Raw genomic sequence first — 14,720 nt, forward strand, 5'->3', positions numbered from 1 at the left:
GCCCTACCGCGACTCGCGAACCAGGGGTACGCGCCGGCGGCGGCGACGCTTCGGCGCCGGGGGCTGCGACCGGCGTGGGCGGGCATAGCGCAGCAGTTCCATGAGCAGGTCTTCGGCCGCACGGAATCGCGAGATGTCGACACGTAGTCGCCAGACGAGTTCCGCATCGCCCGGCTCCAGGACCGTCGCGCGCACCGGCAGCACATAGCCCGCGATTCCGGCGTCGATGAGCGCGAAAAGCACGCGGTAGACCTGCGATTCGGGCAGGTCGGCCAGGACGCCCCAGGATTGGGCGTTGAGGCCGTTGGCCAGGCCGCGGGCGGGGACCCAGTGGGTGGCGGCGGCACGGGACTGCGACCACGGATCGGGAACTTCACGTGCCGCTGTCATCGCGCCCAGCCCTCCCAGGGAGATCGATTGGACCGGTTGGTCCTGCTCCATCATCCCGCAGAACTCTTTCGGCGGTTCGCGGTAGTTCCGGGCCCCGCTGGGCAGTCTAACGACGGAATGCAATGACGGCGGGCGGTCATCGAGGAGGAACGATATGGCTCAACGGCTTTCGACGGTCGACCCCCAATGGTCGGATTGGATGCGGGAGAAGGACAGTCTCTGGAAGTGCCCCGCCGACCGGGTGCTGGTCGGGCGCGAACATCGAGGCGACGAGAACGGCAAGACCAGATACCGGTATGCCCGGCTGGTGCTGGGCGAGGGGAAGAACGCGGTTCCCGCCAAGGTCAGCCCGGGCGAATGGAGCAGCCCGATCCGAGAATCCGGCGGCAGATTCGTCGCCGAGGACAGCCAGGTGCTGATCGGCCGCGAGCACCAGGGTGACGAATCCGGGGTGACCAGGTATCTCGTCGGCAGCGTCGAGGTCGACGGTCAGCCGGTGTCCTTCAACGACACCGGCTGGTCGGAATCCATGTCCGAGTCGGAGAGTCAACTGGTCGCCAGGGACGGCGAGGTCATGATCGGCAGATCGCACTCCGGCGACGAGAACGGCGCCACGCAGCATCAGAACGCGATACCGACGCTGCCGGACTGATCCACCGGCCGCCATGACCGACGGCGGCGATCCCGCGGACCGTCTCTCACTCTGACCGAGCGCGGATGTAGGTGACCCGGCCCAGGCCGCCGTGCCGCACGGTGGTCACCGCGTCGCAGGCCAGGCCGACGTCGCGCAGCAACCGCGGGAGCTGTTCGCCGCCGACGTCGGCGAGGTGGAGCTGGCCGCCGGGGCGCAGCACGCGGCGCATCTCCCGGGCGGCGGCGGTTTTCGTGTCGGCGTCGAGGTGATGCAGCATCAGCGCCGACAGCACCCGGTCGAAGGTCGCGTCCGGATACGGCAGCTCCTGGGCGTAGCCGCGCTCGAATCGGATATCGCCGTAGGCCTGCGCCTTTCGATGGGCCCGGGCCAGCGCCAAGGGGTCGGGATCGCAGCCGGTCAGGTCGGCTCCGGGCCGGGACTGCTTGGCGCGAATGGTGAGATTGCCGGTGCCGCAGCCGATGTCGAGCACCCGCTGGCCATCGGCGAGCTCCGCGCGGGCGACCAGCTCGGCGTGGACCGCCGGTGCGCCCATCAGCCGGGTCAGGAGGTCGTAGCCGGGCAGCAAGAAGTCGAATCCGGCGGCCGGGATGTAGTCGTGCCGGTTCCCCAACCGGCGGCTGAGCGTTTGAGGACGAAGTTTGGTCATGCATCCATGGTGGATCTCCCGCTGCCACAGTAATTGGGTGATAGTTCGCCATATCGGGACTATCTTCGGTTGCATGACTCATGCGGCGCGGCTGGTGCGACACGAGCGCGGGGTTCCGGTGTACGAGTACCGGACCGACCTCGGCTCGTCGCCGGTCGCGGTATTGCACGCCGCCGGTCACGAGCGGCCCGGCGGCGACCGGCCGCACATTCACGCGTTCCCGGTCCTCATGTACGCTCCCGATGCCCGCGTCCTGTATCTGGTCGCGCCCGGGCGGGCCGTCGAATCGCCTGCCCTGCACGGGATTCGGGACGGCATCGGCGTGTACTTCGATCCCGCCGCGCTGGGTCCCGACGGCCGTGCGCCGTGGCCCGCATGGCGCGCGCACCCGCTGCTGTTCCCGTTCGTGCACGGCAAGGCCGACGGTCTCCTGCGCCTGGATCTCCCCGCATCCCGGCAACCGTTCTGGGACAGCACGATCGCGTCCGTCGAAGCCGAGCTCGCCCGGCGCGCCGACGGCTACCGGGAGGCCGCCCTCGCCCACCTCACCCTGCTGCTGATCGACGTGGCCCGCCTCGCCGCCGACGTGGTCGGTGACCTGCGCCGCAGCGGAGAACCATTGCTGGCCAAGGTTTTCGAGGTGATCGACCAGCGCCACACCGAGCCCCTCTCCCTTCGAGACGTCGCCGCCGCGGTGGGTCTGACCCCGGGCCATCTGACCACGGTCGTGCGCCGCCGCACCGGCCGCACCGTCCAGGACTGGATCACCGAGCGTCGCATGACCGAGGCCCGCCGCCTGCTCGCCGACACCGACCTCCCGATCGCGGAGGTCGCCCGCCGCATCGGCCTCTCCGATCCGGGCTACTTCACCCGAATGTTCCGCCACCACAACGGAATCGCCCCGCGCCAATGGCGCAACGGCGGCCTTTCCGCACCGCCCGCAGCGCGCCGAAGCCCAGAAAGCAGCTGAGGACCAGCACCACGGCGGCCCAGTCCGGTGCGTCGGCGATGCCGTCCGCCGCGCGCAGGTGCTGCCGGAATCCGAGCACTATCGACGGCGTGAAGAGCAGCGGGATGGTCACGGCCCGGCTCGACTTCCGGATGGGAGTGCTTGCGGCCCAGGCGTATCCGACGGCGGCGCCGAGCACGGGCACCACCGCGACCATGGCCGTGTGGCGCAGTTGGCCGGAGCAGGCGACCGCCACGGCGACGGTGACCAGCGCGGTCCACCCGAGAAGTGCCGAGCGGCGGCGCAATCCGGCGAAGTAGCCGACCGCGATCAGGATCGGCAGCACGATGAGGTCGGCGACCGGGAGCCGGACCGGGGCGAGCTCACCCCATACCACGGTGAATGCGGTGGCCAGCAATGCGATCGCGCCGTCGAGGCCCGGCAGCAGGAAGGCCGCCGCCGTCACTCCGGCGATGATCAGCCCGCCCGCCGCGACCGCGCGCGGCAGGCTGGAGCCGCCCGCGGCGAGCCAGTCCCACCCGAGCATGGCGGTGGCCACCACCAGCAGACCGCCGCAGGCCGAGGCGAACGGGAACACACCGACCCAGCGCCGGTGGCGCGCACGGCGATTCGCGATACCGGTGGCCAGCACCAGGATCAATGCGATCAGCACCAGCCACCGCGGCGGCGAATCGAGCAGATGCCACTCCCAGCGATCGGCGGGCTGGGCGCGATCGGCGGCCCGGTCGGCGAGACTCGTGCGATTCCCGATGACCGCGGTGGTGAGCGCCCCGGTCGTCAGGGCCGCGGCCGGGGCGCTGTGCATCACCACCGCGCCCGCCAAGCCGCCGAGCACCAGTCCGCCCCCACCCGCATCGGAATACATCAGGGCGAGCAACTCGTGCGGGGCGGGCGCGGACCCGGCCGCCAAGTGATCGGCCAGCAGAATCACCGTACCGCACACCGCGATCCCCCACCCGACCCGCACCGATCCGTGCACGGTGGCGACAATGGCCACCACCACCGCGATCAGCACACCCACGGCCGCGGCATGCACGGTGTCGTTCGCGAGAATGTCGAGATGCGCCGACCGCGACCGCGCCGCCTGTTCCAGATCGACCGGCGCCATGATGGCCAGCCCCGCCACCACCGCCGCCACATACACACTGCACGCCTCGCCGTACCGGCCCAGCCGTCGCCTCATCCTCATCGCACACCCCTCTCGACGCCGGGCCGCCACCCGGCTCGCGTAGAGGTTGCCCTAAGTTAGCTCCATGTCCGTTATGGGTTGACTCGAGAAATCGTCTCCGCGTTGTGCTCCCTCACAATGCGGGCAAGTCGGCAGTGGTCATGCCCATGACGGCCCCGGACAGGACATCGCCCCGGCCGGAACGACCGGGGCGACTCCTATCGGGTGGCTACGGACTCGGAACTGTCGTGCCGACTCGGCTCAGTCCGCTGGGAACAGTCCGGGAAATACGTTGCACCAATCGATGCCGAGGAGCCCACCCTCGCCCTTGATCGGCGTCCAGAGCGGGAGCCCGATCTTGCCGAGGCCGGCGAAATCGCACCTCGGCGCAGGCGGGACCGTGCGAAACCGGTGGATCGAGTCGTCGAAACCATTCGAATCCCCTCTTCTCGAAGTTCGGCAGCCACGCGTCGTCGCGCGGATATGCCATTGCCGAAATGGTGACGACTGCTTTTCCGGGCGCGATTGTGTCCGCGGTGCAAACTGCGCCGCATTTCTGTTCGCGGGGACAAAACTCCCGGTCTCACCGCTGCGGATCATTTTCTTGGCGATATCGCCTTCCATCCCCGTCCGCACGCTTCACGCGGCCGCCCAGAATCGAGACGCACATGTCCGCAACCATGCGACGCTCGACAACGCTGTTCACCCTGTCCGCGACCGCTTTCGCGCTCGCCGCCGGTCTGTCGGCCACCGCACACGCCGAGGCCGTCGCCCCGGACGGATCCCGGCTGGTGTCCACCAGCGCCGCCGCGCCCGAGGACTCACCGGCCCCGCCCGGATCGACCGTGTGGAGCGTCCACTCCGCGGCCATGGACCGGGACGTGCCCGTACTCATCCAGCGCCCGGCCGATGACTCCCAGCCCCATCCGGTGCTGTATCTGCTCAATGGCGATGGTGGCGGCGAGGATTCGGCCGCCTGGCATGTCAGCTCGACCGCCCTGCAATTCCTCTCCGGTAAGGATGCCGACGTCGTCGAGGTGCTCGGCGGGCGCGGCTCCTACTACACCGACTGGCGGGACCCGGATCCCGTACTGGGCGTGAACAAGTGGCGCACCTTCCTCACCGAGGAACTCCCGCCGATCATCGACGCCGCCCTGAACACCAACGGCGCCAACGCGATCGCCGCCCTGTCGTCCTCGGCCACCTCCGTCCTACAGCTGGCCGAGGCGCGCCCCGATCTCTACCGCAGCGTCGCCTCCTACAGCGGCTGCGCGCAGATCAGCGACCCGCTCGGCCACGCCTTCGTCACCACCGCCGTCTCCTATGTCGGCGGCGATGCCGAGAACATGTACGGCCCCGAGGGCGATCCGGAATGGGCCGCCAACGACCCGGTCCTGCACGCGGACCGACTGCGCGGGGTGAACCTCTACCTATCCACCGGCTCGGGCCTGCCCGGCCCCCACGACACCCTCGGCGACCCCTTCAGCCTCCAAGGCCTCGACGGCCTGGCGAACCAGATGCTCGTGGGCGGCGCGATCGAAGCCGCCACCGACCTGTGCACCCACCTGTTCGCCGGCAAACTCGCCGACCTCGGCATTCCCGCCACCGTCGACTTCGAACCCACCGGCACCCACTCCTGGGGCTATTGGAACGACGCCCTGCCCAAATCCTGGCCCGTCCTGGCCGCGGGGCTGGGTCTCCCGCCGAACTGAGGACCGCGTGTCCTGCTCCGGCTGAGTCCAATGGTGTTCGGAACCAGGCCTGTCTCGTTAGCGTCAGGGTGTGAGCGAACTTGATCATCTGGTCCTGGCCACGCCCGATCTCGCGGGGACGGTCGCCGCGATCACGCGGCTGGTCGGTATCGAACCGGTGGCCGGGGGCAGGCATCCCGGGCGCGGCACCCGGAACTTCCTGCTCGGCCTGGGCGACGGCGGATACCTCGAGATCATCGGCCCGGACCCGGAGCAACCGGAGCCGAAGCAGCCGCGCCCGTTCGGCATCGACACCCTGACCGAGGCCCGGCTGACGGCCTGGCTGGTGCGGGTCAAGGACATCGACGCCGCGATCACAGCGGCACGCGGCGCCGGACACGATCCCGGCGACGCCTCGGATCTGTCCCGGTCCACCCCCGACGGCCGAATCCTGCGCTGGCGCTTGACTTTCCCCGGCACGTCCACCCCCACCCAGGTAGTCCCGGCCCTCATCGACTGGGGCGAAACCGACCACCCCGCCGACGAACTCCCGATCGTCCCCCTGCTGTCCCTCGAAGCGGTCCACCCCGAACCCGGCCAGGTGACGCCACGCCTTCAGGCCCTCGACATCGAGCTGCCGGTTCGAGCGGGCAACCGCCCCGCCCTCATCGCCATCCTCGGCAACCCGGACAACCCCATCACTCTGCTCTGACGACAGCCCCACCCTGGCGCGCAAAGTCAATCAACCGGCCGCCGTGGACTCTTCCGAGCAAGATACAACAGTGTAAATTTAACTCCTCGCCAAATGAGGAGTACCGATGGAACCTCCCACTCGGAGTCTGCGTGTCGGCACGGATCGCATCACGTACGACGAACGCGGACAAGGTGATCGCGCCGTCGTGCTGGTGCCCGGGCTGTTCATGCCGCGGCGCATGCATCAGCGTCTCGCGGATGCGCTGGCGGCCAATGGATTACGCGTCGTGTCGATGGAACCGCTGGGCTTCGGGGAGGCCGATCGGCCCGCCGGGTACTGGCACTACACCATGGCGGCCTACGCGCGGCAGGTGATCGCGCTGCTGGACGAGCTGGGGCTGGAACGGACTGTGCTGCTGGGCACTTCGGCGGGGGCCAATATCGCGCTCGCGACCGCCGTGCGCGCCCCGGAGCGGGTGCGCGGGCTGGTCATCGAATCCCCCGTGCTCGAGCACGCGATGCCGACCTGCGCCGCGCTGGCGGTGCCGGGTTTGCTGCTGGGCACCTACGGGGCGCCGATCGCGCGCGGTGCGGGGGCACTCGCGCGCCGGGTGCCACGCACCCGGGGCAGCATTCCCGATCTGGTGCTGTCCTGGCTCGCTCACGATCCCCGGCGGTCCGCGGAAGCATTGCAGGGCATCATTTCCGGCGGTGTCCTGGTGCCGCGCGACGAGCGCCGCACCATCTCCGCCCGCACCCTGGTCATCGGGCACCGGTTCGATCCGGTGCATCCGATCGCCGACGACCGCGGGCTCGCCGCCGATGTGCGCCGCGGGCGGTTCGTGCCGGCGCGGTCGATTCTCGAATTGCGCCGTGCGCCGGAGCGTCTCGTCCCGGCCATCACCGGATTCATCGCCGACTGCTGGGACGACCCGGCCACGAATTCGCCCGCCGCGAGCGCGGCATCCGTTTCCCGGTGACGGGTTTCCGTCGCCACCGTCGAAGGTCGAGTGCATCGATGACCACTGCCACCACCCGCCGCCCCGCCGGCCCGCCGCTCGCCGTTCCCGATTACGAAGTCGTCGTGATCGGCGCGGGCTTCGGCGGGATCGGCACCGGAATCAAGTTGAAGGAAGCCGGAATCCACGACTTCGTCATCCTCGAGCAGGCCGACGATATCGGCGGCACCTGGCGGGACAACACCTATCCCGGCGTCGCCGTGGACGTCAGCTCGTTCACCTATTCGTTCTCGTTCGAGATGAACCCGGACTGGTCTCGCGCCTACGCACCGGGCATCGAGCTCAAGGCGTATGCCGATCACTGTGTCGACAAATACGGTCTGCGCCCGCATATCCGGCTCAATACGAAGATGGTGTCGGGCGAGTTCGACGCGGTGAATCACCTGTGGCGGGGCACCACCGCCGACGGTGAGGTGATCACCTCGCGGTACGTGGTCGGCGCGCCCGGGGTGCTGACCCAGCCCAAGCTGCCCGATATTCCGGGCGTGGCGGACTTCGCGGGCGACACGCTGCACACCGCGCGTTGGGACCACAGTGTGGACCTCGACGGCAAGCGGGTGGCGGTGATCGGCACCGGCGCGACCTCGGTCCAGCTGGTGCCCTCGATCGCCGATCGCGTGAAAAGCCTTGCGGTGTACCAGCGCACACCGATCTGGGTGGCGCCCAAACCCGATCTCGGTATTCCCGCGCCGATGCGCAGGCTCTTCCGCGACGTGCCGGGTGCGCAGAAGTCGATGCGCGCGGCCACGTCCACGCTGACCGAGGCGTTCATGACGCTGGGCATCGTGCACAACCGCCAATTGCCGCTGCTGGTCAAGGGCATCGAGGCGCTGTGCACGGCGCATCTGCGGCGACAGGTGCGGGATCCGGAGCTGCGCGCCAAGCTCACCCCGCATTACGGATTCGGGTGCAAGCGCCCCACCTTCTCCAATGAGTACTTCCGCACCTTCACCCGCCCGCACGTGGAGTTGGTGACCGACGGTATCGAGCGCATTACCGAGACCGGGATCGTCACCCGGGACGGGCGGCATCGGGAGATCGATGTGCTCGTGCTGGCCACGGGATTCAAGGTTTTCGAGAAGGGCAACACTCCCGCCCATCCGATTCACGGGCTGGACGGACGTGAACTCGGCGACTGGTGGGACGAGAACCGCTATCAGGCCTACCAGGGCACCACGGTGCCGGGCTTCCCCAATCTGTTCTTCATCTCCGGCCCCTACGGATTCACCGGCGGCTCGTATTTCCAGCTGATCGAGAATCAGGCCCGGCATTTCCTGCGCTGCCTGAAGGAGGCCCGGCGCACCGGCGCGACCTGGGTGGAGGTGAAACCCGAAGCGCACCAGCGTTATTTCGACTACGTGCAGCGCCGTCAGCCGAGCACTGTTTTCTACAGCAACAACTGTGCGGCCTCCAACAGCTATTACTTCGACAGGCACGGCGACTCCCCCATCCTGCGACCGTCGTCGGCGGTCGAGGCCTGGTGGGACAGCCGGACATTCGCGTTGAGCGATTACGAGTTCAAACGGCCCGATGCGGGAGTACGGCGGGTGCGTTCGGTGCGATCGGTGGAAGGGGTCGGCGCATGAGCCGGGATCTGCACACGCATATCGGCATTGTCGGGGCCGGATTCTCCGGGCTCGGCGTGGCGGTCAAGTTGAAGGAGGCCGGATACCACGATTTCCTGATCGCGGAGAAGTCCGGCGATGTCGGCGGCACTTGGCGCGACAACACCTATCCCGGTGTGGCCGTGGACATCACCTCGTTCAACTATTCGTTCTCCTGGGAGCAGAATCCGCACTGGTCCCGGGTCTACGCGCCGGGCAACGAGCTCAAGGCTTATGCCGATCACCTCGTCGAGAAGTACGGGCTGCGTGAGCATCTGGTGTTCGACACCGAGATCTGCGAGTCGCATTTCGACGAGGACGCCCATCTGTGGCGGTTCGTCACCACCGACGGGCGTGAGGGGTCGGCCCGGTTCGTGATCTCCGCGGTCGGCGGGCTCACCCAGCCCAAGCCGCCGACGATTCCCGGTCTGGACGACTTCGCGGGCAAAACCATGCACACCGCACGCTGGGACCACGACTACGACATCACCGGCAAGCGGGTCGCCGTCATCGGCACCGGGGCCACCTCCGTACAGCTGGTGCCCGCCATCGCCGACCGGGTGGCGCATCTGGAGGTATTCCAGCGCACCCCGATCTGGGTGGTGCCCAAACTCGACGCACCGATTCCGCCGCCCTTGCGCCGCGTGTTCGCCAGGATTCCCGCCTCGCAGGCGTCGGTCCGGCTGGCGACTGGGGCGCTGACCGAGGCGGTGATGGTCCTCGGTTCCACCTATGAGCGGCAATTCCCGTTGCTGCGCAAGGGAATCGAACAGCTCTGCCGGGCGCATCTGCGGCGGCAGGTGCCGGATCCGGAGCTGCGGGACAAGCTCACGCCCCGCTACGACTTCCTCTGTAAGCGGCCGACCTTCTCCAACACCTATCTGCGCTCGTTCACCCGGCCCGACGTGGACCTGGTGACCACACCCATCGAGCGCATCACCGAAACCGGCATCCGCACCACCGACGGACGCGAGCACGAGGTCGACACCCTGATCCTGGCCACCGGCTTCAAGGTCTTCGAACTGGGCAATACGCCGCCGTTTCCGGTCCACGGCACCGATGGGATGGAGCTCGGAAAGTTCTGGCACGACAACCGGTATCAGGCCTACGAGGGCGTCACCGTGCCGCGGTTCCCCAATATGTTCGCGATCCTCGCACCGTACTCGCTGACCGGGCCGTCGTATTTCTCCATGATCGAGGCGTCGACCGCGCATACCCTGCGCTTGCTCACCGAGGCCGACCGCCGGGGCGCGACGTATGTGGAGATCCGCGAGGAACCGCACAACAAATATTTCGCGGATATTCTTCGCCGCCAGCGCAATACCGTCTTCCAGGCCGCCAACTGCACCGGCTCCAACAGCTACTACTTCGATCATCACGGCGACACCCCGATGATGCGCCCGGCCACCGGGCCCGAAATGTGGCTGCGGGCACGGTATTTCCCGCTCGATCACTATCGATTCGCCCGCGTCGACCGCCCCGGTGGCGAGGTCACTCGGGGCGGAAGGAGAAGCGCGTGACGCTGGACCTGTCGTTGTCGCCGCGGGGCATCGAGATCCGGGAACGCCTGGCGGCCTTCCTCGACGAGGTGTTCTATCCCGTCGAGGCCGAGGTCGACGCGGAGATGGACGCCCTGGACGGGCCGGAGCCGTTCGGGCCGTTGATGGCCGCGCTGCGCAAGCAGGCCCGCGGGGCCGGGCTGTGGAATCTCTTCCTGGCCGACGAATCGCTGGGCCACGGCCTGAACAATGTCGACTACGGGCACGTGTGCGAGCTGCTGGGGCGCAGCATGTGGGCCCCGGTGGTGGCCAACTGCCACTTCCCCGACACCGGGAACATGGAGATCCTGCACCAGTACGCCACGCCCGAACAGCGCGAACGGTGGCTGCGGCCGCTGTTCGACGGGGAGATCCGCTCCTGCTTCGCGCTCACCGAACCGGACGTCGCCAGCTCCGATCCCACCGGGATCACCACCTCCGCGGTGCGCGACGGCGACGACTGGATCATCAACGGCCACAAGTGGTTCATCAGCAATGCCGTCGGCGCACAGCTGTGCATACTCATGGCCCGCACCGACCCCGACGCCGAGCCGCACCTGCGCGGCACCATGTTCCTGGCGCCCATGGACTCCCCCGGCGTCGAAATAGTCCGTCGGGTACCTGTTTTCGGCCACGCGGGTGGCCCGGGGCATGCCGAGCTGCGCTTTCACGATGTGCGCGTCGGCGGTGACGCGGTTCTCGCTCAACCCGGGGCGGGCTTCCTGCTGGCCCAGGATCGGCTGGGACCCGGCCGGATTCACCACTGCATGCGCTCCATCGGCTGGGCCGAACGCGCCCAGGAGTATGCGATCGACCGCGCCGGCACCCGCCCGCACCGCGACGGCGTGCTGGCGCAGTCGCAATTGGTGCGAGAGATGCTGGCGCGCAACCGCATCGACATCGATGCCGCCCGGCTGCTGGTGTTGCGGGCCGCGCACGCCATCGACACCTTCGGCAAGCATCGCGCCTATCGGGAGATCTCGATCGCCAAGGCGCACGCCGCCCGCGCCACCCAGGACGTGGTGGACCGTGCCATCCAGATCCACGGCGCGCTGGGACTGTCCGACGACGTGCCGCTGACCCGCTGCTGGGCGATGAGCCGCGCGCTGCGCATCGGCGACGGCGCGGACGAGGTGCATCTGATGACCATCGCCAAACACGAACTGCGCAAGCGAGGGTACGACCGTGCTCACTGACAGCCGCACCGAAACCGTCATCGCCGTCGAGGACGGCGTCGACATCCGGCACATCCGGATGTCCTCACCGCTGCCCGACACGTTCCCGGAGCATCCGGCGGGGCTGGACGAATTGCATTATCTGCGCTATCGATCCGCGACCGGACCCACCGAGTCCGCCGACGCGGAGGCGATCCTCGTCATGCACCCCGGCACCTGGGCCGGAGGGCAGTCCTTGGATCGGCTGGCACGCAATGTCGTCCGCGCCGCGGCCGAGCGCGGGCGCAGCATCGAATGGTGGTCCGTGGCGCGACGCAGCGAGGGATCGACCGATCTCACCGGCATCCACGCCGCCTACGCCGTCGACGACCCGGGACTGGCCATCGATTACTACTTCCGCGGAAAGTCCGTGGGCGGCAGCACCTTCGAGGGATTCCGCGGTCGCGACCGGCAGGGCTTCCTGGCCGAGCTCGGCCTGCGCGGCGTGGTCGAGGACCAGCACGAACTGCTCGTTCGCGAGCTGCCGGACCCCGACGTCCGGCGCGCCAAGGTGTATCTCGGCGGCCACTCGCTCGGCGGCCTGATGGCCGGCGCCTACGCCGCCTGGGATTTCGACGGCGTGCCCGGCCACGAGCTGTGCGCGGGCCTGATCGCCATCGACACCCTGGTCGGCACCGATCCGCTGAACCTGCACCGGTTTCCGCGCCTGCGGCGGGCGGCCGGAGCCGCGCACGGCGCGGTACTATCCGGGCTGCGACGCGGCGTCATTCCCGCGTCCACCCCGCCCGGCGGCGCGGGCCTCGCCAAGATGTGGACGCTGATCCATATCCTCGGCGTCGCCGCGGCCTGCGAGGCGGAGGTGGAAACCGATGTGTTGCGCCGGATTCCGCGAACACCCGGTTGGGAGGCGCTTTTGCGGGTACTCGGCGCGCGCCGCTACCGCGATCTGCTCAGCCGCGACGCGAGCGTGCGCGAACTCCGGGTCACCGGCACGGCGGCCTTCGGTCTGGCCACGGGCACACCGCATCTGCCGATCGACGCCCTCACCTCCAGCATGGGCAGCCTCGTGGGACCGACCGCGCCGCGCACCACCTTCCCGGTGCCTCGATCCGCGCACCGAATCCCGGGCGTCCGTCGCGCCGTGCGGGCCGCGTTCGGTGCGCCCACGGCGGTCGCGTCGGATCGCACGACGCTCTACCGGTGGCGGCAGGGCGGTTCGGCGGACATCGGCCAGCTGGCTCGCAGCCTGGCCGCCGGGCCGCTGGCCACCTTCGAGTCCTACTTCCCCATGCGCGTGCACTACGACCTGTGGACGGCGCTGGCCGGAGCGTGCACCGACGATCTCGCCGGGCATCGGCACGCCGCGGGTGCCGCGCGACTGCCGACGCTGCATGTGCTCGGTGATCGGGACAGCCTCGTTCCGGTCCTGCTGCGCGCCTCCCGGCTCATGCCGACCGAGCGCACGCACGCGGCCGGATATCGGCACCTCGACATGGTCACCGGGACCGGTGTGCCGGGTGAGCCGGTCAGTACGGCCATCACCGATTTCCTCGAGGCGCACATGATCCCTGCTGTTTCGCAAGAATCGGCTTGACCCACAACGGAATCCCCTAGCGATGAGCCGCTGCGGTGGAAACACCCTGCGGCTCAGCAGTATTCGGCTGAATGCTCCTCTGCGAGCAGATAGTCGAGCAGGGAGACTATCCGCGGAATGTCGAATCGGTCCGGGTCGTCCAGGACGAGGCGGGCGCCGGTCTGGATGAGGCCCTGGACGATTCGCACCAGAACATCCAGATCGACTTCGTCCGCCTCGGCGGGTTGCCGGGCCAGCCACTCACCGAACGCACGGCGCAGCGGCGCGCGCAGCTCGTCACGCGCCGTGGCGACCCGATCGCGCAGTACCGGCGGCACGCCGTCGATCGGGAAGTAAACCAGCCGCCAAGTGTCGGGCATCGCGCGCACCTCCAGCAGGAAGCGCCCCAGTCCGGCGCGCAGCGCGGCGGCGGGATCGGCGTGCGGATCGCCGAGTCCGGACATGGCGCGGGCGACCGCCTCGGCCATGCGCGCGGTCTCGCGGCGAATCAGCGCGTCGAGCAGTTCCGCACTGCTGCCGAAGGAGTCGTAGACGACCGGCCGCGACACCCCGCCGCGCTCGGCGACCGATGCGATGCTCACCTCCCCGAACCCGCCCTCGGAGACGATCCGCAGCCCCGTGTCGAGCAACTGCTCGCGGCGATCGGCCGGGGACAGGCGTTTGGGGTAGCGCCGCTTGGCCGTTCCGGCCCCGCCGAGCCTGGGCATCAACCCTGCTTCCCGCGACCGAGAACGCGGCCTTACCGGGCCCGACGCAGGGATTCCCGGGCGACACCGCGCACCAGGAATCCGATCACCAACCGACTGCCCGCCCGCAGCAGCGGTCCCGGCAGCGGGAAGGGCGGAACCACGGTGTGCCGATACTCCGTACGAGTGCCGCCGGGGACCGCCGAAAGCGCCACCTCGCCGTGGATGTCACCGGGTAGCCCCGAGGCGATGCGGTAGGCGAACGTCGTCGGCGCGCGGTACTCGGTGACCTGTTCCCGCACCGCGGGGAATCGACGACCCAGAACGTAGATGACCCTGACCGCGCCGACGCCATTGGGCTCGGGTCGACCGTCGCGCTCCATGTCGACGGCCCGCAGCGGTGTGATGTCGGCATAACCGCGGTGATCGGTCAGCACGTCGAACACCACATCCGGCGGGGCGGCGATGATTTCGGTGAGGCGGGCGGTCGCCATGGAACAGTCCTTCCGGAAGCGGGTGCTAGGCGGTGACGGGATGTTCGCGCAGCCAACCCAGCGGACCACTGCGCAGCGCACCGGGTTCGGGCTGGACATCGAAGGTGCGGAACAGCATGGCGAGCATGTCGTAGTGGCCGACCAGCACGCACAGCGCCGCGAGTTCACGCTCGCTGTAGTGGGTGCCACGCGCGCCACATCATGCATGGTCAACCCAGCGATCCGCGAAACGTAAACATGCTGGAACCACTCGTAGTACGACCCCGTGTTCCACGCGGTACGCAAAATAATCAGCTCACTATCGAACCGCGACAACCCCGTCAGCGAATTCACATACCCGAAGAACACCCCGTAATACTTGACCAGCCCCGGCACCAGCCCCACCGCCTCGATAGCG

At 68.8% G+C, this 14,720-nt stretch carries 16 protein-coding genes; 9 read left to right on the forward strand and 7 right to left on the reverse strand.

All coding sequences use genetic code 11. From position 1 onward, the window contains the following. Positions 1–3: 3 nt before the first annotated feature. A complete protein-coding gene (locus tag ACAM49_RS22325) occupies positions 4–390 on the reverse strand; it encodes a hypothetical protein (protein ID WP_369637486.1) in 387 nt (128 codons plus the stop codon). A gap of 154 nt (positions 391–544) precedes the next feature. Here ACAM49_RS22325 and ACAM49_RS22330 point away from each other — a divergent pair, with 154 nt between their 5' ends. After that, a complete protein-coding gene (locus ACAM49_RS22330) occupies positions 545–1,042 on the forward strand; it encodes a hypothetical protein (protein ID WP_369637487.1) in 498 nt (165 codons plus the stop codon). Positions 1,043–1,088: 46 nt separating this feature from the next. Here ACAM49_RS22330 and ACAM49_RS22335 read toward each other — a convergent pair whose 3' ends face one another. Continuing rightward, positions 1,089–1,691, reverse strand: a complete 603-nt coding sequence (locus ACAM49_RS22335; RefSeq protein ID WP_369637488.1) for a class I SAM-dependent methyltransferase — start codon at positions 1,689–1,691, stop codon at positions 1,089–1,091. A 73-nt stretch (positions 1,692–1,764) separates the two neighbouring features. Between ACAM49_RS22335 and ACAM49_RS22340 the strand changes: the two genes are divergently transcribed. After that, positions 1,765–2,661 (forward strand): helix-turn-helix transcriptional regulator, encoded by an 897-nt coding sequence (locus ACAM49_RS22340; protein ID WP_369637489.1) that lies wholly within the window; start codon positions 1,765–1,767, stop codon positions 2,659–2,661. Here the strand turns inward: ACAM49_RS22340 and ACAM49_RS22345 are convergent. Beyond that, positions 2,558–3,850, reverse strand: coding sequence for a hypothetical protein (locus tag ACAM49_RS22345; protein ID WP_369637490.1), 1,293 nt, complete (start codon positions 3,848–3,850; stop codon positions 2,558–2,560). The two genes, ACAM49_RS22340 and ACAM49_RS22345, sit on opposite strands and share 104 nt — an antisense overlap. Before the next feature lie 240 nt (positions 3,851–4,090). Next, a complete protein-coding gene (locus ACAM49_RS22350; protein ID WP_369637491.1) occupies positions 4,091–4,453 on the reverse strand; it encodes a hypothetical protein in 363 nt (120 codons plus the stop codon). A 44-nt stretch (positions 4,454–4,497) separates the two neighbouring features. On the opposite strand from ACAM49_RS22350, the gene ACAM49_RS22355 reads away from it, so the two are divergent. The 7 genes from ACAM49_RS22355 (at position 4,498) to ACAM49_RS22385 (ending at position 13,143) form a co-directional block, all read left to right on the forward strand. Further along, complete coding sequence (locus tag ACAM49_RS22355; RefSeq protein WP_369637492.1) at positions 4,498–5,541, forward strand: alpha/beta hydrolase; 1,044 nt, start codon at positions 4,498–4,500, stop codon at positions 5,539–5,541. Between the two features lie 70 nt (positions 5,542–5,611). Further along, positions 5,612–6,232, forward strand: a complete 621-nt coding sequence (locus ACAM49_RS22360) for a VOC family protein (RefSeq protein WP_369637493.1) — start codon at positions 5,612–5,614, stop codon at positions 6,230–6,232. A 106-nt stretch (positions 6,233–6,338) separates the two neighbouring features. After that, entirely contained in the window at positions 6,339–7,193 is an 855-nt protein-coding gene (locus ACAM49_RS22365) for an alpha/beta fold hydrolase (protein WP_369637494.1), read from the forward strand. A gap of 38 nt (positions 7,194–7,231) precedes the next feature. Then, positions 7,232–8,818 carry a flavin-containing monooxygenase gene (locus ACAM49_RS22370; protein ID WP_369637495.1) on the forward strand — a complete coding sequence of 529 codons (1,587 nt, stop codon included), beginning with the start codon at positions 7,232–7,234 and terminating at the stop codon, positions 8,816–8,818. Then, complete coding sequence (locus ACAM49_RS22375) at positions 8,815–10,356, forward strand: flavin-containing monooxygenase (protein WP_369637496.1); 1,542 nt, start codon at positions 8,815–8,817, stop codon at positions 10,354–10,356. Before ACAM49_RS22370 ends, ACAM49_RS22375 begins: the two co-directional genes overlap by 4 nt. Then, positions 10,353–11,570: an acyl-CoA dehydrogenase family protein gene (locus ACAM49_RS22380; protein WP_369637497.1), complete on the forward strand. Its 1,218-nt coding sequence runs from the start codon at positions 10,353–10,355 to the stop codon at positions 11,568–11,570. The genes ACAM49_RS22375 and ACAM49_RS22380 overlap by 4 nt, the downstream gene beginning before the upstream one ends. Further along, positions 11,560–13,143 carry a hypothetical protein gene (locus ACAM49_RS22385; protein WP_369637498.1) on the forward strand — a complete coding sequence of 528 codons (1,584 nt, stop codon included), beginning with the start codon at positions 11,560–11,562 and terminating at the stop codon, positions 13,141–13,143. The genes ACAM49_RS22380 and ACAM49_RS22385 overlap by 11 nt, the downstream gene beginning before the upstream one ends. Before the next feature lie 53 nt (positions 13,144–13,196). On the opposite strand, the gene ACAM49_RS22390 is transcribed toward ACAM49_RS22385, so the two are convergent. The 3 genes from ACAM49_RS22390 to ACAM49_RS22400 are packed head-to-tail and all read right to left on the reverse strand — an operon-like array spanning position 13,197 to position 14,471. Beyond that, a complete protein-coding gene (locus ACAM49_RS22390) occupies positions 13,197–13,850 on the reverse strand; it encodes a TetR/AcrR family transcriptional regulator (protein WP_369637499.1) in 654 nt (217 codons plus the stop codon). A gap of 32 nt (positions 13,851–13,882) precedes the next feature. Next, entirely contained in the window at positions 13,883–14,323 is a 441-nt protein-coding gene (locus tag ACAM49_RS22395) for an SRPBCC family protein (RefSeq protein WP_369637500.1), read from the reverse strand. 25 nt (positions 14,324–14,348) lie between these two features. Next, on the reverse strand, positions 14,349–14,471 hold the full coding sequence (locus ACAM49_RS22400) for a hypothetical protein (RefSeq protein ID WP_369637501.1): 123 nt from the start codon (positions 14,469–14,471) through the stop codon (positions 14,349–14,351). Between the last annotated feature and the right edge of the window lie 249 nt (positions 14,472–14,720).

Origin of the sequence: Nocardia sp. JMUB6875 (genome assembly GCF_041154655.1) — a bacterium.
Lineage (GTDB): Bacteria > Actinomycetota > Actinomycetes > Mycobacteriales > Mycobacteriaceae > Nocardia.

Bases quoted from the DNA above. Each gene is read 5' to 3' on its own strand.
- ACAM49_RS22325 (WP_369637486.1), bottom strand. From the start codon at position 390: ATGACAGCGGCACGTGAAGTTCCCGATCCGTGGTCGCAGTCCCGTGCC.
- ACAM49_RS22330 (WP_369637487.1), top strand. From the start codon at position 545: ATGGCTCAACGGCTTTCGACGGTCGACCCCCAATGGTCGGATTGGATG.
- ACAM49_RS22335 (WP_369637488.1), bottom strand. From the start codon at position 1,691: ATGACCAAACTTCGTCCTCAAACGCTCAGCCGCCGGTTGGGGAACCGG.
- ACAM49_RS22340 (WP_369637489.1), top strand. From the start codon at position 1,765: ATGACTCATGCGGCGCGGCTGGTGCGACACGAGCGCGGGGTTCCGGTG.
- ACAM49_RS22345 (WP_369637490.1), bottom strand. From the start codon at position 3,850: ATGAGGATGAGGCGACGGCTGGGCCGGTACGGCGAGGCGTGCAGTGTG.
- ACAM49_RS22350 (WP_369637491.1), bottom strand. From the start codon at position 4,453: ATGGAAGGCGATATCGCCAAGAAAATGATCCGCAGCGGTGAGACCGGG.
- ACAM49_RS22355 (WP_369637492.1), top strand. From the start codon at position 4,498: ATGTCCGCAACCATGCGACGCTCGACAACGCTGTTCACCCTGTCCGCG.
- ACAM49_RS22365 (WP_369637494.1), top strand. From the start codon at position 6,339: ATGGAACCTCCCACTCGGAGTCTGCGTGTCGGCACGGATCGCATCACG.
- ACAM49_RS22370 (WP_369637495.1), top strand. From the start codon at position 7,232: ATGACCACTGCCACCACCCGCCGCCCCGCCGGCCCGCCGCTCGCCGTT.
- ACAM49_RS22375 (WP_369637496.1), top strand. From the start codon at position 8,815: ATGAGCCGGGATCTGCACACGCATATCGGCATTGTCGGGGCCGGATTC.
- ACAM49_RS22390 (WP_369637499.1), bottom strand. From the start codon at position 13,850: ATGCCCAGGCTCGGCGGGGCCGGAACGGCCAAGCGGCGCTACCCCAAA.
- ACAM49_RS22395 (WP_369637500.1), bottom strand. From the start codon at position 14,323: ATGGCGACCGCCCGCCTCACCGAAATCATCGCCGCCCCGCCGGATGTG.